We start from the raw sequence: 23,523 nt of genomic DNA, 5'->3' as shown, positions 1-23,523 counted from the left end.
CCCCCGTTCCCGTGCCACGCCTGTACGCACTTACCAGCAGACCGCGTCCCCTGCTACCAGCAGACCGTGTTCCCTGCTACCAGCAGACCGTGTTCCCTGCTACCAGCAGACCGTGATGGCGACCCCCGGTGACTCTCATGCACACTCTCCTGTTTCCCGCCTCCCGCACCGCGCGGCGTGCCGCCGCGTTCGCCGGCCTGCTCTCGGCGCTCGTGTTCGTCCTGCCGGGAACGGCCTACGCGGACCCCGAGGACGAACTCAGCCTTGAGGAGCTGAACGAGCGGGCCGAGGAGCTGGAGACCGAGTACAACGGCGAGCTCCGGCAGTACACCGACGCCCGCGAAACGGCCGAGGAGGCCGAGGCGCGCCTCACCGAGGTCGACGAGCAACTGGCGCAGGCCCGCGACAGCGTCGGGCGGTTCGCGGCCACGCAGTACCAGGGCACCGGCCTCGACCCGGCCATCGAACTCGCGCTGAGCAGCTCACCCGAGAACATGCTGCAGGACGCGGCGGTCCTCGGGCAGCTCTCCCATTCCAACAGTTCGCGAGTGCTCGCACTGACGGAGCTGCGCGAGGAGCGCGAGCAGGCCAGCGAGGAGGCCGACGCCGCACTGGCGGAGGCCCGGGAGCTGGTCGGCGACCTGGAGGAGCAGCGCGACGAGATCCTGGCGCGGATCGAGCGCTACGAGCGGGAACAGGTTCCCGAGCCCGCCGCCGGCGCCGGGAACGGCACGGTGCCCGAGAGCGCCAAGGGCTGGGGCTTCGACGGCGCCACGCCGCGCATGGCGGCGATCCGCGACGAGATCATCATGACGTTCGGCGCCCCCTACGAGGTGGGCTGCCTGCGCCCGGGCGACCCCGGCGAGCACGGCTCCGGCCGCGCCTGCGACTTCATGATGAGCGCCGCCGGCGCCTCCCCCTCCTCGGCCAACCAGGAGCTGGGCGACCAGATCGCCGAGTACGCGCGGGCGAACGCCGACCGGCTGGGCGTCATGTACGTCATCTGGGAGCAGCGGATCTGGGACTCCCGCAACCCGGGGGCCGGGTGGCGGCAGATGGAGGACCGCGGCAGCATCACGCAGAACCACTACGATCACGTGCACGTGTCGTCGTTCTGACCGGCAGCGCGAGCGCGGCGGCGACCACCGCGCCGGCCACGGCGAACGCGGGCCCGTAGCCGAGGTCGCGCACCGCGATCCCCAGGACGAGCGCACCCGCGCCGGTTCCGGCGTCGTAGCCGATGTTCCACGCGGCACTCGCCGTGCCCGGTCCGCGCGGCCCGGCCCGGCGGAACATCACCACCAGCGTGTCGTTCTGCGCGCCGCCGAACCCGGCGCCGAACAGCGCCGCACCGGCCACCACCGCGGCGGCGCCCGCCGCACCGGGCGCGCCGCCCGAATCGCCGAGCGGCCACAGCGCCCACGACGTCAGAGCGAGCCCGGCCACCGCCCCCACCAGACCGGGAAGCAGGAAGAGCGGGCGGCCGCACCGGTCGGCGAACGCGCCGGCCGCACCGCGCGCCACCAGCAGGGCGACGCTGTAGGCGAGCAGCGCCGTCGTCGCCAGGCCCGGGGTCCGTTCCAGCGGGATGGCGAGGAACGTGACGACGCCGCTGGAGGCGATCGCCATCGCGAGCATGACGGCCAGCGGCGCGGCGAGGCCCGCGGCCGTCCGGCGGCCGGCCGTGCGCCCGGCGCCGTGCCCCGGCCGGGCGGGCGGCTCGGTCGCGTCCGGCATGCCGTCGCCGCCGACCCGCCACAGGGCCACCGCGGCCACGGCGCCGAGCAGCGGCGCGAGGGCGGCGGCCCAGAACACCGCCGCGAACCCCGCGTTGAGCGCCAGCCCCACCCCCGAGGCCAGCAGCACCAGGTTGGGCAGCCCGACGGCGAGCCCGTAGCCACCGACGGCCCGTCCCACCTGGTCCGGGGTCACCATCCGGGCGGCCAGGGCCGCGCCGACGACACTGACCATCCCGAATCCCACCCCGCGCACCGCCGAGACCGCGATCAGCGGGCCGAGGTCGGCGGTCAGCAGGTACAACGGCGTGGGCAGCCCCAGCAGCAGGGCGCCGGCCGGGAACGTCCACCGGTATCCGCCCCGGTCCAGCAGCCACGGCATCGCCACCTGGGTGAGCACCGTCGTGAGCATGAACACCGAGGTGGTGGCGCCGGCGCCCACCGCCCCCGCGCCACCGCGCGCGGCCCACAGCGGCACGACCGGCAGCAGCAGGCAGTAGCCGGCGAAGCTCGCGACCGTGGCCAGGACGAGCAGCCGGAAGGCCCGGCCGCGCAGCCCGTAGCGGTCCGGACTTCCGACGATGGGACGACCGGCGCGGGACGGGTCCGGCTGTGCGGTGGCTCGCGGCATCTCCCTGTTCTATCCCGTCTCCACCCCGTCCGCGAGGGCGGGGGGAAGGCTCGCCGCGCCGGGCCGCGCGCCTCCCGTTCCGGGCGCGGCCTCGCCCGTCGCCTGGCCGGCGGGCCGGCCGCCGTCCAGCCGGGCGGCGAGCCACCTGGTGAGGCGCTCGGCGAGTTCCGGCGTGACGGCACGCTCGGCGTGCCCCATGCCCGGTTCGATCCACAATTCGCGCGGCTCGCGCGCGGCCTCGTGAACGCGGTGCGCGTGCTCGGTGGGAAAGTAGGCGTCGGCGTCGCCGTGCACGACCAGCAGCGCGGCGGGCGCCACCAGGGCGGCGCTCTCAGTCGGGTCCGGCGGCACCGGGTCCCAGTGGCGGTCGATGACCCGCACGCGGCGGACCAGGCGCAGGAACAGCCGCCCGGCCGGGCGCTCCACCCCGAAGTGCAGCAGCCGCATCCGCGCGGTCCCCCGGTAGTACCAGCGGCTCGGTCCGCTGACCGCCACCACGGCCTCGGGACCGCCGAAGGAGGCGGCGTGCCGGATGGCCACCGCGGCCCCCATGGAGAAGCCGACGGTGGCGAAACGGGTGTAGCCGAGCCCGCGCAGATGCGCCACGACGGCCTCCAGGTCGTGCACCTCGCTGTCGCCGACCGTGCACAGCCCGGTGGAGCCGTGGTGGCCGCGGAAGTCGAAGGCGAGCACGTCGCCGGCCGCGAGCAGCCGCCGCGCGATCATGCGGGTGTGCGGGCTGCGCCAGCTGCCGGTGAAGCCGTTGGCGAGGACGATGGCGCGGTCGGTGCGCCGGTGGCCGCGCAGCAGCACGGTGTCGAGATGGACGCCGTCGCTGGTGACGACGCGGTCACGATGTGCGGGCGGTAGCGGATGCGGGGCGGGGCGGCGGTCAGCGGAGTCGGGCACCTCTCCATCGTGCCCGACGCGCCGGCGGACGGCACGGGTGCCGTCCCGCCCGGCGGGGTCGGTCCGGCACCACCCCGGCAGGGCGGGCCGGCCTCAGGCGGGGAACAGCCGGGGAAGCGCGGCGGCGAGGGCACGCGCGGCGCTGTCGGCGGGGTCGGGGGTGTCCTCCGCGAGGGCGGTGACGAGCAGGCCGTCGCTGAGCGCGAGCAGCAGCCGGGCGTCCTCCGGGCCGAGACCGCGTCCGGTGTGCTCGAAGGCGGGCGGCAGCAGCCGGACCAGCCCGGCGTTCCACTCGCGGACCGCCGCCGCGTAACAGGGGTTGCGGCCGGCCTGCACGTAGCTCTCGTAGAACAGCGGGAGGCCGGGGGCGCCGTCGGACCAGCCGAGCATGTCGACCACCAGGCGGGCCAGCGGCCGGAAACCGTCGGGTGCCGGCCGGGCACGGAACTCGGTGAGCAGCGTCCGCGCCCGCGCGAGGTAGCGCTCCCCCATGCGTTCCAGCGCCTGGCGGGTCAGATCCTCCAGCGACTCGAAGTAGTAGGTCGTGGAGCCGAGCGGCACGCCGGCCCGGCCGGCCACGGTCCGGTGGCTCACACCGGCGAACCCCTCCTCGGCGAGGATGTCGGCGGCGGCCGCCACGAGCTGCTCCCGGCGCCGCTCCCCCCGGGTCGTCAGGTCCGGCATCGCGTCTCCTCCCTCGCGGCCCTCTCGCTGTCCATCGGGTGAGTGTCGGTCAGTGCCCACCGCCCGCAAGCTGCAGGCCGACGACTCCGGCGACGATCAGCACGATCGAGACGATGCGCAGTACTTGGACGGGATCGCCGAGGAACAGCATGCCGAATACGGCGGTGCCCGCGGCCCCGATCCCGGTCCACACAGCGTAGGCGCTGCCCACCGGCAGGGTGCGCAACGCCAATGCCAGGAGGGTGAACGACCCCGCCGCGGCGACGACGAACAGCACGCTGGGCCAGAGGCGGCTGAATCCGGCGCTCTGCTTGAGGGAGACCGCGAAGACGGTCTCCAGCATTCCGGCCACGATGACGAGGACCCACGCCACGGCACTCTCCTCGGAGGGGTGAACTTGTACGGACGTACATCACTGTACGGCCGTACAAATCGACGCGGCAACGTCAGACGGGTCACCCGCGGCGGGGGTTGCTCCGGCGGAACGTCAGGCCACGGCGACGCGGCGCCGGCGGCCGGAGCCGGTGAACAGCAGTCCGCCCAGGTCGATCGCCAGGTGCAGCAGGATGGGGACGATCAGGCTGCCGGTACCGAGGTAGGTGAGCGTGAACAGCACACCGAGCAGCCCCGGCCCGACGAGCCCCCACCAGCCCTGGTACACGTGCGCCACCGCGAACAGCAGGCAAGACAGCACCGCCGCGGCCCAGACCGGCAGCCCCAGGGAGACGCCGAAGGCGATGAACAGCCCGCGGTAGAGCACCTCCTCGCACACACCGGCGGTGACCGACACCGCCACCGCCAGCCGGCGCTCCCGCCGGGAGCGCGGCGCGAGAACGGCCATGACGTGCGCGCCCGGTGCGGTCCGCTGCCGCCCGGCCGGTTCCTCCTGCCGCGGCGCACGGGCGCGGGACCGCCCGAACCGGCGGCGGACGCCGCCGGCCAGCCACCAGGCCACCAGCACCGCGACGGCCGTGCCCGCCCCCGTGAGCAGCGGCAGCAGCGCGTGCGGCGCTCGCAGGCCGAGGTCCCCGGGGTGCAGCCCGGGCGACAGCAGCAGGATCGCGGCCACGATCACGACCCAGGTCACCTGGATGGCGATGGTCAGCGCATAGAAGGCGCCGAGCGCCCAGCGCACGGACGAGCGCCGGCGGCGCAGCCAGGCGAACGCGGGCCAGCCGAGGAGCGGCTCCCCGATCGCCGCGTACCCCACCAGGACGAAGGCGAGGAGGGTGGCGGTGGAGCTGAACTGAGGAATGCTTTCGGACCACGGCACGGGGCACAGCCTAGGAGAAGATTCGCCGGACTTGACGGAAACCTCCGCTCACCTTCGGCGATGCCTTCCACCGGCGGCGTCACCATGCCAGGTCAATCCGGTCCGCCCTCGTCCATCCCGGTACAGACCTTGTGATATCCGGCTCGCCGGGCGACGGTAGAAGTGTCCCGCGTCACATCCGGAACGGGACATCGACGTCACCCGTGGGGAGCTGATGAGCATGGCGGAGAAATCCGGTCCGGCGACCACCGGCAGGGCGCCCGCGGCCGACAAGCCCGCGGACATCCGTAACGTGGTGCTGGTCGGCCATTCCGGGACGGGAAAGACCACCCTGGTCGAGGCGCTGCTCCAGGCCGCAGGAGCGGTCAACCGCGCCGGCCGGGTCGAGGACGGCTCCACCGTAAGCGACTACGACGAGGCCGAGATCCGGCAGCAGCGCTCGATCAACCTCACCGTCGAGCCGGTCATCGTTGACGGAGAGGGCGGCCCGATCAAGGTCAACCTGCTGGACACGCCCGGCTACGCCGACTTCGTCGGCGACCTGCGCGCCGGGCTGCGCGCCGCGGACGCTGCGCTGTTCGTGCTGTCGGCGACCGACGGCATCGACGAGCAGACCCGGATGCTGTGGGACGAGTGCGCGGCCCTCGACATGCCGCGCGCCGTCGCGATCACCCGGGTCGACCACCCGCGCGCCGACTTCGCGGACACGGTGCGGCAGTGCCAGGAGGCGTTCGGCGCCAACGTACTGCCGGCCTACCTCCCCGTGACCGCCGGTGAGGGCGCGCACCGCACCGTGCGCGGGCTGATGGGGCTGCTCACCCGCCGGTACCACGACTACTCGACCGGGCGGCCCGTCGAGGCGGCGCCGCCGGAAGAGGTGGCCGGCCAGGTCGAGTCGATGCGGGCGGCGCTGATCGAGGGGGTGATCCAGGAGAGCGAGGACGAGACCCTCATGGACCGCTACATGGCGGGCCAGGAACTCGACCCCGCGATGCTGGTCGCCGACCTGGAGGCGGCGGTCGCGCGCGGCACCTTCTACCCGGTGCTCGCCGTCTCGACCACCACCGGCGTGGGCGTCGGCGAGCTGCTCACCGAACTGCCGCGCGCCTGCCCCGGCCCCCAGGAGCGGCCGGTTCCACCGGTGACCACGCCTGACGGCGCACCGGTCCCCGATCTGACCTGCGACCCGGACGGCCCGCTGCTGGCCGAGGTGGTCAAGACGGTGAGCGACCCCTACGTCGGACGCGTCAGCCTGGTGCGGGTGTTCTCCGGGACGCTGCGCCCGGACACCATGGTGCACGTCAGCGGGCACGGTCTGCACGACCGCGGGCACGAGGACCACGATGTGGCCGAGCGGGTCGGCGGCCTGTCCGTCCCGCTCGGCAAGGAGTCGCGGCCCGTGGGCCAGGTGGTCGCCGGCGACATCTGCGCGGTCGCCAAGCTGAGCCGGGCCGAGACCGGCGACACGCTGTCCGATCCGGAACGCCCGCTGCTCATGCGGCCGTGGACCTTCCCGGAACCGCTGCTGCCGGTGGCGGTGCGGGCCGCGTCCAAGTCCGACGAGGACCGGCTCGCCCAGGCGGTGGCTCGGCTGTCCGCAGAGGACATCACCCTGCGGGTCGAGGTCAACCCCGAGACGCACCAGATGGTGCTGTGGTGCATGGGCGAGGCGCACCAGGACGTGGCGCTGGACCGGCTGGCCAACCGGTACGGCGTCCATGTGCTCACCGAGGAGATGCGGATTCCGCTGCGCGAGACGTTCGCCGTGCCCGCCCAGGGCACCGGGCGCAACGTCAAGCAGAGCGGCGGACACGGCGAGTACGGGATCTGCCACATCCGGGTCGAGCCGCTGCCGTCGGGAACGGGGCTGGAGTTCATCGACAAGATCGTCGGCGGGGTGGTGCCGCGCCAGTACATCCCGTCGGTGGAGAAGGGGATCCGCACCCAGATGGAGCACGGCGTCGCCTCCGGGTACCCGCTCGTGGACATCCGGGTCACGCTCTACGACGGCAAGGCGCACTCGGTCGACTCCTCCGACATGGCCTTCCAGAAGGCCGGGCGGCTCGCCCTGCGCGATGCCGCCGAGCACGCCGCGGTGGCCATGCTGGAACCGGTGGACGAACTGACCGTCCTGGTCGCCGACGCCTACATGGGCGCGGTGATGAGCGACCTCTCGGCCCGCCGCGGCCGGGTGGTGGGCACCGAACCGGTGCCGCCCGGCCGCACGCTGATCCGCGCCGAGGTGCCCCAGCTGGAGATCGTGCGTTACGCGATCGACCTGCGGTCGGTGGCGCACGGCACCGGCACGTTCAGCCGCCGGTACCTGCGGCACGAGCCGCTGCCGGAGCACCTCGCCAAGAGCCATGTGGCGGCGCGGCAGGGTTAGGGCGTGTTCGGCGGCACGCGTGGCGGCGCATGGCCGGGGCGGTCCGGTGGCGGGCCGCCTCGGCATGCTGCGGCGTACCGGAACGACCGGCCCGGGCACCACCGGACGCCCGTCACCCGGCGGTCACCGCCGCCGCGATCTCCTCGGCGAGTCGTGGGGTGGCCGCGATGATGCCCGACCAGCGCCGGGTGAGATCGGGGTCGATCTCCAGCGGGCGGCCGAAGGCGTCGATGACCGCGCCGCCGGCGGCCGGGACCGTCACCATCGCGGCGGCGAGATCCATGATGCGGTGCACGTCGCCGCCGGCGTCGGCGAACGCGTCGATGGAGCCTTCGGCCACCAGCGCGCCCTCCAGACAGGTGGTGGACAGGATACGGATCCGGGCGGCGCGGTCGGTCAGCCGGTGCCAGGCGTCCCGCCCGGCGGGCCTCGGGCGCAGCACGTTGAGGGCGGCGCCGTCCAGCCGGGTGCGCCCGGACGTGCGGTACGGGGTCGGCCGCCCGGCGACGGCGTGCCAGCTGCGCCCGGTGTCGAACCAGCAGGTCAGCGCCTCGGTGGCCGTACCGTCGACGCTGACCACGGCGGCGATGCACGACAGTGGCACGCCGGCGGCGGCGTTGGCCGAGCCGTCCACCGGGTCCACGACCAGGGTGACGGCCGAGCCGTTGTCGAGGAAGCCGGCCTCCTCGCTGAGCAGGTTGGCACCGGCGGCGCGGGCCGCCTCGGCGACGGCGTCCTCGACCAGCCGGTCCACCAGCATCGTCGGGGTGCCGTCGGCGCCCATGGCGGTCTCGGTGCCGAGTTCGGCGCGCGTGTGCCGGCGGCGCGCCTCGCCGTAGGCGCGGTGGGCCGCGCGGGCCACCGCGGCCAGCGCGGGATGGACGTCGGCGGGCAGCTCCGGCTCGGGTACCGGCCAGGGGATCGGGGTCGACATGCGCACTCCACGGCGTTCGGGGGTAACAGGGCTCCCGCCACTCTGCCGCATCCGGCCGCGCCGAACTCCGGCGGACGGGCCGAACGCCACTATGGGGAGGGGGCCGTGCCACCTACGATGCGCACATGGCGATCCGCACCCCCCTGAGCCTGGACCGAATCGAAGCCGCCGCCCACCTCGTCGACCCGGCGTTCCGCGACACGCCGCAGTTCGCGGACGAGTCCCTGTCGCGGCGCCTCGGCCGCGAGACCTTCCTGAAGATCGAAACCCTCAACCCGATCCGCTCGTTCAAGGGCCGCGGCGCGGACTTCCTGCTCCGCCAGACCGGCGAGACCCGTGCGATCGTGTGCGCCTCGGCGGGCAACTTCGGGCAGGCCGTGGCCTACACGGCGCGGCAGCGGGGGCTGACCGTGCGGGTGTTCGCCGCGGCCGGCGCCAACCGGGCGAAGATCGCCCGCATGCGCGAGCTGGGCGCGCGGGTCGTCGTCGGGGGAGACGACTTCGACGGCGCCAAGCAGGCGGCGCTCGACTACGCGCGGGGGCGCGCCGACTGCGTCTTCGTCGAGGACGGGCATGAGCCGCTGCTCGCCGAGGGCGCCGGCACCATCGGGGTGGAGCTGTCGTCGCTGCGGCTGGACACCCTGCTCGTTCCGGTCGGCAACGGCGCGCTCGTCTCGGGTGTCGGCGCCTGGCTGAAGGCCGACTCCCCCGAGACCCGGATCGTCGGGGTGTGCGCGGCGGGCGCGCCCGCCATGGCGCACAGCTGGCGGTCGGGGCGTCCGGTCTCCACCTCGGCGGTGCGCACGATCGCCGACGGTCTCGCCGTCCGGGTGCCGGTCCCGGCCGCCGTGGCGTGGATGACCGAGGTCGTGGACGACATGGTGCTGGTGGACGACGCCCAGATCCTCGCGGCGCTGCGGATGCTGCGGGACGAGCTGGGGATGATCGTCGAGCCGGCCGCCGCGGTGGGCGTCGCCGCGCTCGCCCACCACCAGATCCCCGGTGCCCGGGTGGGCACCGTCCTCACCGGCGCGAACTTCGCCCCCGACCTGCTCGCCGCGCTGTAGGCCCCGGGCGTCACAGCACCCTGCCCGGCCGCGAGCGGTCCCGCAGCGCCTCGAACCGCCAGGTGCTGATGGGGTGGCTGGACAGCAGGTTCACCAGTAGCACGAAGAAGCCCTGGTCGGTGCGGGCGCGCGCCGCGATGCCGTCGAAGTCGACCGCACGGTAGAGGTACTTGCCGGCCACGAGCACGCGCAGGCCGTGCGCGCCCTGTGGGCAGAACGCGTAGGCGTGGTTGTCGGCCGTGTACTCCTGCGCGCGGCTGAGGGAGCTGCCGATACCGGGGATGATGTTGGCGATCGAGACCCCGAGCTGGCGCCAGAAGGAGCTGTGCCCGGCGGCGATGTGCCCGACCTCGTGGCCGATGACGAACCGCAGGGTGTCCTGGTCGCCGTGCTTGTCGCCGAGTTCGAACAGGTCGCTGTTGATGGCCACGTACCGCCGGAATCCGTGTCCGGAGGCGAAGGCGTTGATCTGGCCGTTGCCGAGCACGACGTAGGCGTCCGGCACCTCGGGCAGGTCGAAGGCCCGCGCGGCGTCCACCACCATGCGGTACGCCTCGGGGAACTGCCGCTCGCTGAGCCGCACCCCGTTGACCCGCTGCCGCGCGTACAACTGCCCCCGGACGAAGAACACCACGCCGGGGATGCTCAGGAGCAGCAGCGGCTCGGTGGTCTCGCCCTGGATCGCCCGGTTGACCGCGCCGAGCGCGGCCAGCGCACTGACCCCCAGGCAGACCAGGAGCAGCAGGTTCTCCTGGGGGTGCCGCATCGCCCGCCGTCGGCGCCGGCTCCCCCAGTACATGATGGGCATGCGGCTCATTCTGCAACGCCGCCGGCGAGCGTCGGGGGAAACCGGCGATATCGGTCACCGGCCCGCCGACCGGAACCCCGGCCGCGTCCTAGAGGCGGTACGGCGGTTCGTCCGGACCCGGGTCGCGGTCGGACTCCGGCCGGTAGGGGGACGCCCCCGGCGGCGGAGGCGGCGCCGAGATCGGCGGCCCCTGCGGCGGCTCGTCCAGCCCCAGCTCACGGTCCGACTCCGGCCGGTAGGGGGACGCCCCCGGCGGCGGAGGCGGCGCGGAGACCGGCGGCCCCTGCGGCGGCTCGTCCAGCCCCAGCTCACGGTCCGACTCCGGCCGGTAGGGAGTCGCCCCCGGCGGCGGAGGCGGCGCCGAGATCGGCGGACCCTGCGGCGCGGGAGCCGGGAAGGCCGGACCCGCAGGCGGTTCGGGGCGGCCGAACGGCTCGGAGGGCCCGGTCTCGGTACCGTGCACGGGCCCGCGCGGCGGCGGAGGAGGGTCGAGCAGGTCGCCACCGCCGACGGCGTGCCGGCCGACACGATCGGGGGCCGGTGCGGGCTCGTCGTCGTCCAGCAGCGCCGCCATGTCGGCCCGCTGAGTGGAGCCGCCCTGCTCGTCGGGCAGCGGCTCCGGAACCCGGTCCGGCTCCGGGTGCACGGCGGTCGGCGCCGACTCGGCGGGCGTGCCGCCGTCGGCGCCGAACGCGACCGGTGCCTCGGGCGCCGCCGGGACGGCCGCGACGGGCCGGGCGAGGTAGGTGAGCGCTCCGACGGTCAGCGCGGCGAGCCCGGCGCGCAGGGTGGGCTCGCGGTCCGGTGCGAAGAACGGCGAGTGGTTGCTCGGCAGCGCCCCGAGCTTCTCGTAGGGGCTCTCCCCCGGCGCCTCCGCCCACACGTCATGCGGTGTTCCGCCGAGGAACCAGAACACGTAGGGGATCGGGTGGTCGTCGCCGGGCAGGCCGAACGCGCCGAAGTCCTCGCTGCCCGAGAACGGCTCGGGGAGGTCCACCACGTAGGCGTCACCGAAGTAGGCACGGTGCGCCGCCGCCAGCGCGCTCGTCTGCGCCGGGTCGTTGGCGGTGACCCCGGTCTCCTGCGCGAGGGTGATCTCGGGCTCGCGCGGGGCGCCCGACGCCGCGGCCTCGGCGCGCACGATCCGCTCGATCGCGCTGTGCAGTTGCCGGCCCACCCGCTCGTTGAGGGATCGGGTGTTGACCTCCAGGTAGGCCTCGTCGGGGATGACGTTGGCCTTGGTGCCGGCCCGCAGCACGCCGACCGTGACGACCGCCATCTCCTTGGGGTCGACCTCGCGCGAGACGACGGTCTGCAGCCGGTTGACGATGTTCGCCGCGATCACGACCGGGTCGACCGTGGTGTGCGGCCGCGAGCCGTGCCCGCCGGTGCCGAAGACCCGCACCTGCAGAGTGCTGCCGGCGCCGAGGATGACGCCGGCGCGGTGCCCGATCATCCCGGCCGGTTGCGGGCCGACATGCTGGGCCAGCGCGACGTCCGGCCGGCCGAAACGCCGGTAGACGCCGTCGCGCAGCATCCCGGCCGCGCCATCGATCGTCTCCTCCGCGGGCTGGGCCACGACCATCAGCGTGCCGCTCCACTGTTCCCGGGCCCCGGCGAGCAGGTCGGCGGCGCCGACCAGGCACGCGGTGTGCAGGTCGTGGCCGCACGCGTGCATGATCGGGACCTCGTTGCCGTCGGCGTCCACCCCCCGCGCGGTGCTCGCGTACGGCAGCCCGGTGCGCTCCTCCACCGGCAGCGCGTCCATGTCGCCGCGCAGCAGCACCGTGGGGCCGTCGCCGTTGCGCAGCACGCCGACGACACCCGTCCCACCGACGCCGGTGGCGACTTCGAAGCCGGCGCGGGACAGCCACTCGGCGACCGCACGCGCGGTGCGGTGCTCCTGGTGCGACAGCTCCGGGTTGCGGTGCAGGTCGACGTAGAAGCCCTCGACGAGCGGAAAGATCTCGTCGACGAGCGCCATCACCGCACTCCCGGACTGCGCGACGCGCTGCGGATCGACCGCCTGAGGCACTGCTTCCACCTTCATTCCTCGGTCCGGAGGGCCCGCGCCGTGGTCACGGCGCCGGTCCAGCATCGGCGGGCGGCCAGGGGGTAGCCGGTGTGCGGGTCTGCCCGGCCTCCCGATCACGCGTCACGGGACGGCCCGGGGCAGGGCACCGCCGCCCTCACCTGGCCGATTCTCTCGTTCGAGATAACGAATCTCAAACGGCTGCCCCAGGAACTCGCAATCTTTCCGGCATCCCGCCCACAACACTCGCGATGTCCGCCGCCACCGGCGGACCCGGGCGCGCGCCGGGGTGGGCGCCCGCCACGCCAATGTAGTGGGCGAATCCGAACGGGCGGGCGCCGATGTGACGACGCCCACCCACCGCACACGCGCGGGCACCCCCGGGAATGGTCGGATTTGGACTGGGCCGATAGTCTGCCCTCTCAGAGAATTCCCAGCCGCATCCGCTAGGGCTCAGTTCCCTGGAAGCCGGGGTCCCGTGTCGAGGGACGGCGCCACGCAGCGCGCCGGCGCGGATGCATGGCGTGACCAGCACCATCCGTGCCCATATCCCGAAACCGTGACTCGGAGATCCCGTGGCCTCAACCACCACAGCCCTGCAGAACCAGTCACACCCCGACGGTGACCAGGCCGCCGCGTCCGCCGCCGCGAACACCGGCGGCGGCCCGCCCGGCGGCGCGCCCGCGAAGCGCCGCGACGCGCTGCTGGACAACGCGAAGTTCCTGCTCATCGTGCTCGTGGTGATCGGGCATGTCATCTCGCCGGCGAGCGACACCCGGCTGGCGAGCGCGATCTACTTCTGGATCTACCTGTTCCACATGCCGGCGTTCGTCCTCATCTGCGGCTACCTGTCGAAGTCCTTCGACGGGTCGGCGCGCCGCGTGGACAAGCTGCTCACCACGGTCGTCGCGCCCTACCTCATCTTCTGGGGCATCTACGCGCTGCAGTCGCTCAGTGTCGGCCGCTCGCTGCCGGACACCCCGCTCCAGCCGCTCTGGCTCACCTGGTTCCTCGCCGCGCTGTTCGTGTGGCGGCTTTCGGTGCCGTTGTGGAAGCGCGTGCGCTGGCCGATCCCGGTGGCGATCGTGGTGTCGCTGGCCGCCGGCCTGGGGTCCGTCGGCGACGTGCTGGAGATGTCGCGGGTGCTGAGCCTGCTGCCGTTCTTCGTCACCGGCCTCATGCTGGAGCCCCGCCACTTCGAGTTCCTCCGCAACCGCTGGGTCCGCGTCTGGTCGGTGGGCGTCGTGCTCATCACCGCGGTGATGTGCTTCGTGTACCTGGAGCAGCTCAGCCTGGAGTGGGTCTTCTGGCGGGAGAGCCTGACCGACCGGGACGTCGAGCTTCCGATCGGCATCCCCGCCCGCATCGTGTTCATGGTCCTGGCGGCCTCGCTGACGGCGGCGCTGCTGTCGCTCACCCCGCGCCGCACCACCTGGTTCACGGGGCTCGGCGCGTTCACGATGTACGTGTTCCTGCTGCACGGCCTGCCGATCCGGATCGCCGACTCGCTCGGCTGGTACGAGCTGACCACCGGCTACCTGGGGCTGGCGGTGAACACGGCCGTCGCCCTGGGGCTGACGTTCCTGCTGTGTTCGCCGTGGGTCCGCCGCGCCACGAAGTGGGCGGTCGAGCCGCGTATGGACTGGATCCTGCGGCGGGACAAGTCGCGCGCCTGACCGGCGGGAGCCGGAACGGGAACGGGGCGGTGGTTCGCGAACCACCGCCCCGTTCCCGTTTCCCTGCCTACGGGATCAGCTCCGCAGCCGGTCGAGTTCCCGGGTGAAGTCCCGGGTGGCGAGCCACAGCTTGTACACGATGACGACCTCGAAGAACAGCAGCGCGGCGCACGACAGCACCAGCACCGGCACCACCAGGCTGGGCCACGGCGTGAACAGCGCCACCACGGCGGTGAGCGGCGCGACGACGCACACGAACATCTCGAACTCGATGCCGGAGAACAGGTGCGGGCGCACCCGGCTGCGCAACAGCCGGTCCCGGACCCGCTCGTACCAGCCGAACCGCGCGCTGAACCCCTGGTGCACGTCGATGACCCGGGCTCCCGCCGGGTAGGCGCCGGTGCGCACCTGCTCCGCGGCCACCCCGGGGTTCTCGCGCAACACCTCCTCCATGAACACCACCGGCGCCGCCACATCGGCCGGCCGCTGTGCGGCGGCCGGCTCCGCGGTCTCGGTGCTCTCGGGGTCGTCCGACCCGGCGTCCGCCGCCGTCACGTCCCCGAGCGCCGCCGCGCGCAGCTTCTCCCGCATGCTCTGCCGGGTCTTGGCCACCTGCGAGCCGTTGAGGTAGCGCAGCAGGTCCAGGAACGTGACGACCGGGGCGAGGAGCAGGTAGACGATGTCGCCGGTCACCGCCCACTGGCCGATCAGCAGCGCGAGCATGCAGCCGAAGAACCTGATGCGGTCGAAGACGAAGTCGACCCACGCGCCGAACACCGAGCCGTTGTTCTTCAGCCGGGCGATCTTGCCGTCCATGCAGTCCAGCACGAAGCTGAGGTGGAAGAGCACGGCGCCGGCGACCAGCCACGGCCAGCTGCCGAGCGCGAAGCAGACCGCCGAGCCGAGGCCGAGCACGCCCGCACCGAAGGTGATCTGGTTCGGGGTGATGTTCGTGCGGTTGGCGGTCCAGACGACCAGCCGCGCGGCGAGCGGGTCGACGAGAAAGACCGTCCACCAGGCGTCGCGCTTCTTGTAGGTGCGCTCGCGGACGTCCGCGAGTGTGAAGCTCGTCATCTCATCTCCTGCGGGGCTCCCGGCCGGCGTCGAGGGGTCGGGGCGCCGTGTCTTCTGCTACCAGCAGACGGTGTCCTCTGCTACCAGCAGACCGTGTCTCCTGCTACCAGCAGACCGTGCCTTCTGCTACCAGCAGAGCGTGCGACATCACGCTCCGGGCGGGAGGGGAGGGTGGGTTTCAGCCGGAAGATCATTCCAGACGGTTGGCGGTGGGCGTAATCGGCGCGGTCATAATGAACACGTAAGGGGGGTTTCGAGCGGGTCCGTCCGGATCTCCGCGCCGGGCCCCGGGGGTAACGACCGAGGTAGCGGCGTGCGCTTTCTGAACAACCAGGTTCCCGACCACGACCTGACCTACAGCGACGTGTTCATGGTCCCCCGGCGTTCGGCCGTGGGGTCCAGGCTCGACGTGGATCTCACATCGCACGACGGCTCGGGGACCACCGTCCCCATCGTAGTGGCGAACATGACCGCGGTGGCCGGGCGCCGCATGGCCGAGACCGTCGCCCGCCGGGGCGGACTCGTGGTCATCCCACAGGACATCCCGATCGAGGTGGTCGCCGACGTCATCCGGTGGACCAAGCAGCGCGACCTGGTGCACGACACACCGATCACCCTGAACCCGGACGACACCGTGGGCGACGCGCTCAACCTGCTGCCCAAGCGCGCGCACAACGCGGTCATGGTCGTCGACGACAAGCGCCGCCCGGTCGGCGTCGTCACCGAGGCGGACTGCACCGGTGTCGACCGCTTCACCCAGCTCCGCGAGGTCATGTCCACCGACCTGCTCACGGTCGCGGCGGGGACGGACCCCAAGGAGGCGTTCGCGACTCTGCACGACTTCCGGCACCGGCTCGCCCCCGTGGTGGACGCCGAGGGCGCGCTCGTCGGGGTGCTCACCCGCACGGGAGCGCTGCGCGCCACCCTCTACCGGCCGGCGCTGGACGCCGACGGCCGGCTGCGGGTCGCGGCCGCCGTGGGCGTGAACGGCGACGTCGCCGGCAAGGCGGCCGCGCTGCTGGCCGCGGGCGCCGACACGCTGGTGATCGACACCGCGCACGGCCACCAGGAGAAGATGATCGGCGCCCTGCGCACGGTGCGCGCGCTGGACCCGAAGGTGCCGCTGGTGGCCGGCAACGTCGTCACCGCCGAGGGGACCCGCGACCTCATCGAGGCCGGTGCCGACATCGTGAAGGTCGGCGTGGGCCCCGGCGCCATGTGCACCACCCGGATGATGACGGCCGTGGGCCGGCCACAGTTCTCCGCGGTGCTGGAGTGCGCCGCGGCGGCCCACGAACTGGGCCGGTCCGTGTGGGCCGACGGCGGGGTCCGGCATCCCCGCGACGTGGCGCTGGCCTTGGCCGCCGGGGCCAGCAACGTGATGATCGGTTCCTGGTTCGCCGGCACCTACGAGTCGCCCGGCGACGTGATGCGCGACGCGCAGGGCCGGCTGTACAAGGAGAGCTTCGGCATGGCGTCGGCCCGCGCGGTGCGGCTGCGCACCGCCGAGGACTCGCCGTTCGACCGCGCCCGTAAGGCGCTGTTCGAGGAGGGCATCTCCACCGGGCGCATGTACCTGGACCCCGACCGCCCCAGCGTGGAGGACCTGCTGGACGGAATCGTGGCCGGCGTGCGTAGCTCCATGACCTACGCGGGGGCGGGCACGCTCGCCGAGTTCCACGAACGGGCCGTGGTCGGTCTGCAGAGCGCGGCCGGCTACAGCGAGGGACAGCCCGTCCCCACGAGCTGGTAACCCGCGCCACCAAGGGCCGCAGGCGGCCACCGAACCCGGGCACCGTGACCGCGGTGCCCGGCGGGCCCGGGACGCACCGGATACCGACCGTCCGAGCCCGCCGCCGCGCGGGGTCCGGCGCGTGCCCTGCCCGAGCCCCGTCAACCGTGACCGGCCGCGACACCCCCTTACTTCACCGTGTCGTGGCGGCCACGGTGCCACGCTAGGGGCGCCGGTCCGGCGGCACATCGGCCGCTCGGCGTATCCCGGCAACTGCTCATGGAGGATGGCGCGGTCATCCTCGCGGCGGACGCCGCGTACGGTGCCGGGCGCAGCCGGGTGCGTGATCCGGCGTACGGAACGAATCCGGCGGCCACCACGTCCTCCGGGGGAGAGGAAATCCATCGCCGTGCCCACGGAACGGGGGATCACGACATGGCGCTGTACCCGCTGGTGCCGCTCGCGGCCGGAGCGGTGATCCTCGGCTGGCTGTTCGTCGCCTCCTGGCGATCGGCGGTCCTGGCCGGCCGCGGCGCCCGCACGAACGCCGAGGTGGTGGGCTACCACGAGAGCGCCGGATCGTCGCGGATCATGGTGCGTTTCCACACCGACGAAGGGAACGAGGTGCTCGCCGCGCACGTCAGCACGGGCTGGGCCGCGGCGCGGCATGGCGACACGGTCACCGTGGCCTACGATCCGGACCGCCCGGACCGCGCGCGGATCGTGACCGCCCCGTGGCTGAGCCGCGGCGTCCCGGTGCTGTGGGGCGCGCTGGGGGCCTGCTGCACCCTGGTGGGCGCGCTGCTGGGCGTGCTCGCCTGGTCCTGAGACCTCCCGGAACCGGCGCTACCCGCGGCCGGCCGCCTCGGGCGCGCCGGGATCGGCGGGCGGGCGCGGCGGAACGTGGCGAACCTGGGCGGCGGGCAGCCCGCCTCCGGCCACCATGGTGCGGGTGACGACGCGGGTACCGGCGAGCAGGTCCAGCAGGCCCGCCCGGTCCGGGCGGACCAGCGCGCAGCAGGCGTGCGCGGCCGGCAGGAGCAGCGCCCACCACACCTGGCCGAGAGCGACGAGGGCGGCGGCCGGCAGGTAGCAGGGCAGGGCCCGGGCGAGCACCCGGCGGCGCGCGGCCGGGCGGGGCGGCCCCGAGTCGGACAGCGCCAGGTGCACGGCGGCCCGCCCCGGCGTGCAGCGGTCCCGGCGCAGCAGCGGCACGAGCACGCCGACCGCCACCAGCAGTCCGCCGAACATCGCCGGCCGCAGGGCCTCGGCGTCCGCCTCCGGAATCAGGCCGACGGCCGACGACATCGCGGCCAGCAGGGCACCGCCGGACCAGCACAGCGCCACGTCGAGGGTGTGCCCGAGCAGTCGGCGGTAGCCGCCGGGCGGCAGCAGATCCGGCACGGCCGCCGGCCAGCCGCGGGGCAGCCACCGCTCCGGCAGCCGCGCGGCGGACCAGCCGAGCAGGGTGCCGAGCCCGGCCAGCAGGACGTCGTCCAGGGCGGCCACGCGGTAGGCGCACGGCGCGAGGCCGAACACCCCGCTGTACTGGACCACCTCGACCACGGCCGCCAGCGCCAGCCCGAGGGCGATCGCGCGGACCCATCCGCTGCGGTAGCGGTGCCGGGCGAGCAGCCCGACCGGCAGGAACACCGCGGCGATGACCGCGGCGCGCAGCAGCGTGTCGGGGTCGGGCGGCAGGACGGTCCGGCCGATCCCGCCGACGGGTGCGGCGGCACCCGCGGCGCAGACCGTGCCGGCGGGGAGCGGCCATACGGCGTAACCGGCCAGGCCGCATCCGGTGGCCGGCACGGCGGTGCCCACCTGGCCGCTCCAGCCACCGAACCGTCCGTAGCGGCGGTGCTGGTGGGCGAGAAAGCCCGCGACGACGAGCAGCACGGCCAGGACCGCCGCCGGCACCGCGAGGCCCGCCGTGCTGCCGACCGGAACGTCGACCGGAATGCCGGACACTGCCGGTGATTGCGCGACTACTCCCCCCATGGCTCCGAAGGCTAACCATCTCCCCAGGTCCACGCAGGCGAATCGCGAAAGCCGGCCCGCTTCGGACGATCGCGTGACCCGGCCAACGCGTTCGGTAACTTTTTGATAATTTTCGCTACCGCCACACTGGCACCACTCGCCCGTTTCGCCCTGATATGGCGATTGGCGGGACAGATCGCCGCTGGCACGACCTGCAGGATCTTGCCCCCGAAAACCCCCTGTTTCACGCTGTGCGAGGGCGTTCCCGGCGAGATGCAGCAAGGTACGATCCGATGGCCGGATTCCCCCTTTGGTGGAGTTATGACCGCGTAACGGCGCAGGGACCGTTTCCTCTCACGGGCGGTCAAATACCGTGCCGGCCGGGCATCCACCTCCGTCCAGGTGCGGTGGTTCGCGCGTCGCGGCCCCCAGCCGATCCCACCCCGTGCTGTGGTGCGCTCCGCGATCCACGGCTCAGAGGAGAGCAGTGCAGGCAGCGAAGCAGAAGCGAGATCCCAACATCCGGACCCGCCTCCGGCGGATCATCCTCGTTCCGACCGCGGCGCTGGTGGCGTTGTGGCTGGTGGCCAGCAGCTACCTGGCCTACAACGCGCTCCTGCAGTACATGGTCGCGAAGGGCACCCAGGACATGCTGACCCCCGCCGCGGTCGCACTGACCGCGGTCATGGACGAGCGTTCGTTCACGGTCGCCTACCTGGAGGAGCCGGCCGAGTACGAGGACGCGCTGCGCGAGGCCCGCGCCGACTCCGACGTGCTCATGGAGGACGCCCTCACCCGGTTCGAGGGCGCGCTGGCCCTCTCCTCCCCCGAGGTGCAGGACCTCATCATCAGCCTGCGCGGCCGGTTCGACACCATCCCGGAGATCCGCGCCCAGGTGGACGGCGGCCAGGCCACCCGCGCCGACGTGCTGGAGTTCTACAACGCGCTCATGAAGAACGGCGCCGACCTGTTCGACCTGCAGTCGCGGGAGATCCCGGCCGCCAACGTCGTGGGCATCGGGATGAGCGCCACCTACACCTTCCGCACGGTCGACATGCTCGCGCAGGCCGACTCCCACCTCACCCGCGCATTCGCCACCGGTGAACTGAGCGCCGCGGACCAGCAGGAGTTCACCCGCCTGGTCGGCGCCTACCACCGGACACTGGACTCCATTCGCGACTTCGTGGGACCCGAGCAGAGCCGCGCGCTCACCGAACTCGACCGCAGCCCGGAGTGGGCCGCGCTGGCCGAGCTGGAGGACCAGGTCACCGCGCGGCAGATCGAGATCGAGACCGACCCCGTCACGGGCGCGCAGACCGAGAACCTCGCCATTCCCATCTCCGAGCAGGAGTGGCGCGAGGCGTACACCCCCGTCAAGGAGCAGCTGGTCGACCTGGGCGCCTCCCAGGCGATGTACGCCGGCGACGTGCAGCTCGGCAACGCCGCGCGCGCCATCACCACCTTCCTCGTCGCGGCGCTCGGCGTGGCGGCGATCTCCGTCCTGACCTTCCGGTTCGCCCTACGCGCCTCCCGAACCCTGAGCGACCGGCTGAACCGGCTGCGCGATGACACTCAGGAGCTCGCCGACCGCCGGCTGCCCGGCATCGTCGAGCGGCTCGGCCGCAACGAGCCCGTCGACGTCGCCCGCGAGGTGCCCGAGCTGTCGCACAGCGACGACGAGATCGGCCAGGTGGCCCGCTCGTTCAACGCGGCACAGCGCACCGCCGTCGCCGCGGCCGTCCAGCAGGCCGAGCTGCGCGAGGGCGTCAACAAGGTGTTCCTCAACATCGCGCACCGCAGCCAGACGCTGGTGCACCGCCAGCTACGGCTGCTGGACAAGATGGAGCGCGAGCAGGAGGACCCGGAGCAGCTGACCGAGCTGTTCAAGCTGGACCACCTCGCCACCCGCTCGCGGCGCAACGCCGAGAACCTGCTCATCCTGGGCGGCGAGACCCCGGGGCGCACCTGGCACCGGCCCATGCCGCTGATCGACGTGCTGCGCAGCGCCATCTCCGAGTCCGGCGACTACACGCGGGTGAAGCGGCAGCGGATCGCGCGGGTCTGGCTGAACGGCCCGGCCGTCGCGGACGTGATCCACCTGGTGGCCGAGCTCGTGGACAACGCGACCGCGTTCTCCCCGCCGCACACCAGCGTGCACCTGCGCAGCGAGCAGGTGCCCAACGGCGTGACCATCGAGATCGAGGACCGCGGTCTCGGCATGAAGGACGAGGAGTTCACCTCGGCCAACGAACTCCTGGCCAACCCGCCGGAGTTCGACGTCATGCGGCTGAACGAGAAGATGCGCCTCGGCCTGTTCGTGGTCTCGCGACTGGCCCAGCGGCACGGCATCAAGGTCCGGCTGCGCGCGTCGCCGTACGGCGGCGTGCAGGCCATCGTGCTGCTGCCCGGTTCGCTGGTCTCCACGGACCAGCCGCCCGCCGCCCGTCCGGCCTCCGGTGACACCGCCCCCGCCGACCGGAGCCGGCCCGGCAACGGCACCGCCGAGTCGGGCGAGGAGCACGCGGCCGGCCGCACGGCGGAGAACGGCGCACGCGACGTCGTTCCCCGGCACGCCGAGCGCGGCGCGCACGCCGCTCCGGACGGCGACGTGCTGAGCGGCCCCGGCGAGCCCGAACCGCCGCGGCCGTCCCGCCCGCGCCGGGTCCCAGGCGCCACCCTGCCCTCAGCGAGCACCGTGTGGTCCACGGGCCCGAACGGCTCGCACCACGCCCCGGACGGTGGCGGTACGGCCGACGTGACCACGCCCTCCGAGGGCCGGGCCGCACCCGAGGAGCGGTCCGCCGAGGACGCCCCGGCGGCGGACGCCCGGCCGCGGCTGCCGAAGCGCCGGCCACAGGCGAACCTCGCCCCCCAGCTCTACGACTCCGGTCCGACCTCGGCTGCCGATCCGTCCCCCGCGGAGGACCCGGAGCGGTCCCAGCGGCTGCGCCAGAGCATGTCCGCCTTTCAGCAGGGCACGCGGCGGGGACGCGCGGACGGCCGGCAGCAACAGAACAAGACGGAGAAGGATACGTGACCGTGACGAACAACGTCCCCAGAGACCTGGACTGGCTACTGGACGAGCTCGTGGAACGGGCGGTGGGCGCGAGGTCCGCGATCGTGTTGTCCGCGGACGGCCTGCCCATCGGCAAGTCCGGAGCCCTCAGCCAGGCCGACGCCGAGCACCTGTCGGCGGTGGCCTCCGCGTTCCAGAGCCTGGCGCGCGGCACCGGCCGGCAGTTCGGCGGCGGCCGGGTGCTGCAGACCGTGGTGGAGATGGAGCATGCCTACCTCTTCGTCACGGGAGCGGGCAGCGGCGCCTGCCTCGCCGTCCTCGCCGGTGAGGAGTCCGACGTCGGCCTGATCGCCTACGAGATGAACGTGCTGGTCGAACAGGTCGGCGGCTCCCTGGACGCCGCTCCCCGGCACGGCGAGCGGCCGTCGTCCTCCGGCGGGCAGGTGTCAGGAAGCACGGCACGGTAGCGGGAGGACCCAATGCCGGACGAGCACTCGTCGGGGCCCACTCCGGAAGAGGCGGGCCCCCTGGTCAGGCCGTACGTCATGACCTGGGGACGGCAACGCTCCGACACCGTTCAGCTGGACATGATCAGCGTGGTGATCGCTGCCCGGGCCGACGTCGACGAGATGTCCCTGGAGCCCGAGCAGGTGGACATCCTGTCCCTCTGCCGGCGCCCGCTGTCGGTCGCCGAGGTCTCCGCGCACCTGGACGTCCCGGTGGCCGTGGTCAAGGTGCTGCTCAGCGACCTCATCGGCCGGGGATACGTCCTCGCCCGCGCCCCCTACACGACGGAGAGCCCGGTGAGCCGGGACATACTTCAGGCGGTTCTCGATGGCATCCAACGACTCTGACAGCGCGGCGGCCGGCGTGATCCCCTCGGCGGTCAAGATCCTGGTGGCCGGTGGCTTCGGTGCCGGCAAGACGACGATGGTGGGATCGGTCAGCGAGATCTCGCCGCTGAGCACCGAGGAGCTGATGACCGAGGCCAGCCTCGGTGTCGACGACCTGGAAGGGGTCGAAGAGAAGACGACCACGACGGTCGCCCTCGACTTCGGCCGCATCACCATCAGCGACGAGCTGGTGCTGTACCTGTTCGGCACCCCGGGCCAGCAGCGGTTCTGGTTCATGTGGGACGAGCTGGCGCTCGGCTCGCTGGGCGCGGTGGTGCTCGCCGACACCCGGCGGCTGGACACCTGTTTCCCATCGGTGGACTTCTTCGAGCGGCGTGGGATCCCGTTCGTCGTGGCGGTGAACTGCTTCGACGGCGCGCACCGGTACGAGGCTCAGGAGGTGCGGGAGGCGCTCAGCATCGCCGACGGGATCCCGATCGTGCTCTGCGACGCACGGCTGCGTGAGTCGAGCAAGCAGGTGCTGGTCGCGCTCGTCGAGCACGTCGTGGCGACGATGGCGCCCGTGGCCTAGCCGTCCCTCGCCCGGCATCACAAATCCGACAACTCTCCCTAAAAGGCCGTTGGTCCGCTGCGGTCCGGGCTCGCCGCGATTACGCTACGTCCCGGTATCCGGTCGCAGATGTGACAACGGTCATTTCGCGTACCGCGGAGCATCCGTCGAGATCGAAAGA

At 73.1% G+C, this 23,523-nt stretch carries 20 protein-coding genes; 10 read left to right on the top strand and 10 right to left on the bottom strand.

The genetic code is table 11. The annotated features are described in order from the left end of the window. Window positions 1-137 precede the first annotated feature (137 nt). Window positions 138-1,118: a coiled-coil domain-containing protein gene (locus ACFQRF_RS07700; RefSeq protein WP_379870026.1), complete on the top strand. Its 981-nt coding sequence runs from the start codon at window positions 138-140 to the stop codon at window positions 1,116-1,118. Here the strand turns inward: ACFQRF_RS07700 and ACFQRF_RS07695 are convergent. From ACFQRF_RS07695 to ACFQRF_RS07675, 5 genes are all read right to left on the bottom strand, one after another. Further along, the gene (locus tag ACFQRF_RS07695) at window positions 1,075-2,367 is read right to left on the bottom strand and encodes an MFS transporter (protein WP_379870024.1); all 1,293 of its coding nucleotides are present in this window, start codon (window positions 2,365-2,367) and stop codon (window positions 1,075-1,077) included. The two genes, ACFQRF_RS07700 and ACFQRF_RS07695, sit on opposite strands and share 44 nt — an antisense overlap. A 9-nt stretch (window positions 2,368-2,376) precedes the next feature. Continuing rightward, the gene (locus ACFQRF_RS07690) at window positions 2,377-3,276 is read right to left on the bottom strand and encodes an alpha/beta hydrolase (RefSeq protein ID WP_379870023.1); all 900 of its coding nucleotides are present in this window, start codon (window positions 3,274-3,276) and stop codon (window positions 2,377-2,379) included. A 93-nt stretch (window positions 3,277-3,369) separates the two neighbouring features. Further along, a complete protein-coding gene (locus tag ACFQRF_RS07685; RefSeq protein WP_379870021.1) occupies window positions 3,370-3,960 on the bottom strand; it encodes a TetR/AcrR family transcriptional regulator in 591 nt (196 codons plus the stop codon). Window positions 3,961-4,009: 49 nt separating this feature from the next. After that, window positions 4,010-4,333: a DMT family transporter gene (locus ACFQRF_RS07680; protein WP_379870019.1), complete on the bottom strand. Its 324-nt coding sequence runs from the start codon at window positions 4,331-4,333 to the stop codon at window positions 4,010-4,012. A gap of 114 nt (window positions 4,334-4,447) precedes the next feature. Next, the gene (locus ACFQRF_RS07675; protein WP_379870017.1) at window positions 4,448-5,233 is read right to left on the bottom strand and encodes a CPBP family intramembrane glutamic endopeptidase; all 786 of its coding nucleotides are present in this window, start codon (window positions 5,231-5,233) and stop codon (window positions 4,448-4,450) included. A gap of 220 nt (window positions 5,234-5,453) precedes the next feature. Here ACFQRF_RS07675 and ACFQRF_RS07670 point away from each other — a divergent pair, with 220 nt between their 5' ends. Next, window positions 5,454-7,619: an elongation factor G-like protein EF-G2 gene (locus ACFQRF_RS07670; protein WP_379870015.1), complete on the top strand. Its 2,166-nt coding sequence runs from the start codon at window positions 5,454-5,456 to the stop codon at window positions 7,617-7,619. 112 nt (window positions 7,620-7,731) lie between these two features. On the opposite strand, the gene ACFQRF_RS07665 is transcribed toward ACFQRF_RS07670, so the two are convergent. Then, complete coding sequence (locus ACFQRF_RS07665; protein ID WP_379870014.1) at window positions 7,732-8,553, bottom strand: inositol monophosphatase family protein; 822 nt, start codon at window positions 8,551-8,553, stop codon at window positions 7,732-7,734. Window positions 8,554-8,678: 125 nt separating this feature from the next. Here ACFQRF_RS07665 and ACFQRF_RS07660 point away from each other — a divergent pair, with 125 nt between their 5' ends. After that, complete coding sequence (locus ACFQRF_RS07660; RefSeq protein WP_379870012.1) at window positions 8,679-9,620, top strand: threonine ammonia-lyase; 942 nt, start codon at window positions 8,679-8,681, stop codon at window positions 9,618-9,620. A 10-nt stretch (window positions 9,621-9,630) separates the two neighbouring features. Here ACFQRF_RS07660 and ACFQRF_RS07655 read toward each other — a convergent pair whose 3' ends face one another. Beyond that, window positions 9,631-10,428 carry a M48 family metallopeptidase gene (locus tag ACFQRF_RS07655; RefSeq protein ID WP_379870010.1) on the bottom strand — a complete coding sequence of 266 codons (798 nt, stop codon included), beginning with the start codon at window positions 10,426-10,428 and terminating at the stop codon, window positions 9,631-9,633. An 88-nt stretch (window positions 10,429-10,516) separates the two neighbouring features. Next, window positions 10,517-12,472: an amidohydrolase gene (locus ACFQRF_RS07650; protein WP_379870008.1), complete on the bottom strand. Its 1,956-nt coding sequence runs from the start codon at window positions 12,470-12,472 to the stop codon at window positions 10,517-10,519. Window positions 12,473-13,035: 563 nt separating this feature from the next. On the opposite strand from ACFQRF_RS07650, the gene ACFQRF_RS07645 reads away from it, so the two are divergent. Next, the gene (locus ACFQRF_RS07645; RefSeq protein WP_379870007.1) at window positions 13,036-14,136 is read left to right on the top strand and encodes an acyltransferase family protein; all 1,101 of its coding nucleotides are present in this window, start codon (window positions 13,036-13,038) and stop codon (window positions 14,134-14,136) included. A gap of 75 nt (window positions 14,137-14,211) precedes the next feature. On the opposite strand, the gene ACFQRF_RS07640 is transcribed toward ACFQRF_RS07645, so the two are convergent. Next, entirely contained in the window at window positions 14,212-15,210 is a 999-nt protein-coding gene (locus ACFQRF_RS07640; protein WP_379870005.1) for a CDP-alcohol phosphatidyltransferase family protein, read from the bottom strand. A 313-nt stretch (window positions 15,211-15,523) separates the two neighbouring features. On the opposite strand from ACFQRF_RS07640, the gene ACFQRF_RS07635 reads away from it, so the two are divergent. Continuing rightward, entirely contained in the window at window positions 15,524-16,963 is a 1,440-nt protein-coding gene (locus tag ACFQRF_RS07635; protein WP_379870003.1) for a GuaB1 family IMP dehydrogenase-related protein, read from the top strand. A 414-nt stretch (window positions 16,964-17,377) separates the two neighbouring features. Continuing rightward, window positions 17,378-17,770: a DUF3592 domain-containing protein gene (locus ACFQRF_RS07630; RefSeq protein WP_379870002.1), complete on the top strand. Its 393-nt coding sequence runs from the start codon at window positions 17,378-17,380 to the stop codon at window positions 17,768-17,770. An 18-nt stretch (window positions 17,771-17,788) separates the two neighbouring features. Here the strand turns inward: ACFQRF_RS07630 and ACFQRF_RS07625 are convergent, their stop codons facing one another. After that, window positions 17,789-18,913 (bottom strand): VanZ family protein, encoded by a 1,125-nt coding sequence (locus ACFQRF_RS07625; protein WP_379870000.1) that lies wholly within the window; start codon window positions 18,911-18,913, stop codon window positions 17,789-17,791. Between the two features lie 496 nt (window positions 18,914-19,409). On the opposite strand from ACFQRF_RS07625, the gene ACFQRF_RS07620 reads away from it, so the two are divergent. From ACFQRF_RS07620 to ACFQRF_RS07605, 4 genes are read left to right on the top strand one after another with little or no spacing between them, the layout of a single operon-like run. Then, entirely contained in the window at window positions 19,410-21,959 is a 2,550-nt protein-coding gene (locus ACFQRF_RS07620; protein WP_379869998.1) for a sensor histidine kinase, read from the top strand. 2 nt (window positions 21,960-21,961) lie between these two features. Further along, window positions 21,962-22,405, top strand: coding sequence for a roadblock/LC7 domain-containing protein (locus ACFQRF_RS07615; RefSeq protein ID WP_379869997.1), 444 nt, complete (start codon window positions 21,962-21,964; stop codon window positions 22,403-22,405). 12 nt (window positions 22,406-22,417) lie between these two features. Continuing rightward, window positions 22,418-22,792 (top strand): DUF742 domain-containing protein, encoded by a 375-nt coding sequence (locus ACFQRF_RS07610; protein WP_379869996.1) that lies wholly within the window; start codon window positions 22,418-22,420, stop codon window positions 22,790-22,792. After that, window positions 22,773-23,363 (top strand): GTP-binding protein, encoded by a 591-nt coding sequence (locus tag ACFQRF_RS07605; protein ID WP_379869994.1) that lies wholly within the window; start codon window positions 22,773-22,775, stop codon window positions 23,361-23,363. The genes ACFQRF_RS07610 and ACFQRF_RS07605 overlap by 20 nt, the downstream gene beginning before the upstream one ends. The last annotated feature ends 160 nt before the right edge of the window (window positions 23,364-23,523 follow it).

The organism is Marinactinospora rubrisoli, assembly GCF_042664915.1.
Classification (GTDB): domain Bacteria; phylum Actinomycetota; class Actinomycetes; order Streptosporangiales; family Streptosporangiaceae; genus Marinitenerispora; species Marinitenerispora rubrisoli.
The sequence above is the reverse complement of the archived record's forward strand: the minus strand, read 5'-3'. Positions and strand labels throughout refer to the sequence as shown.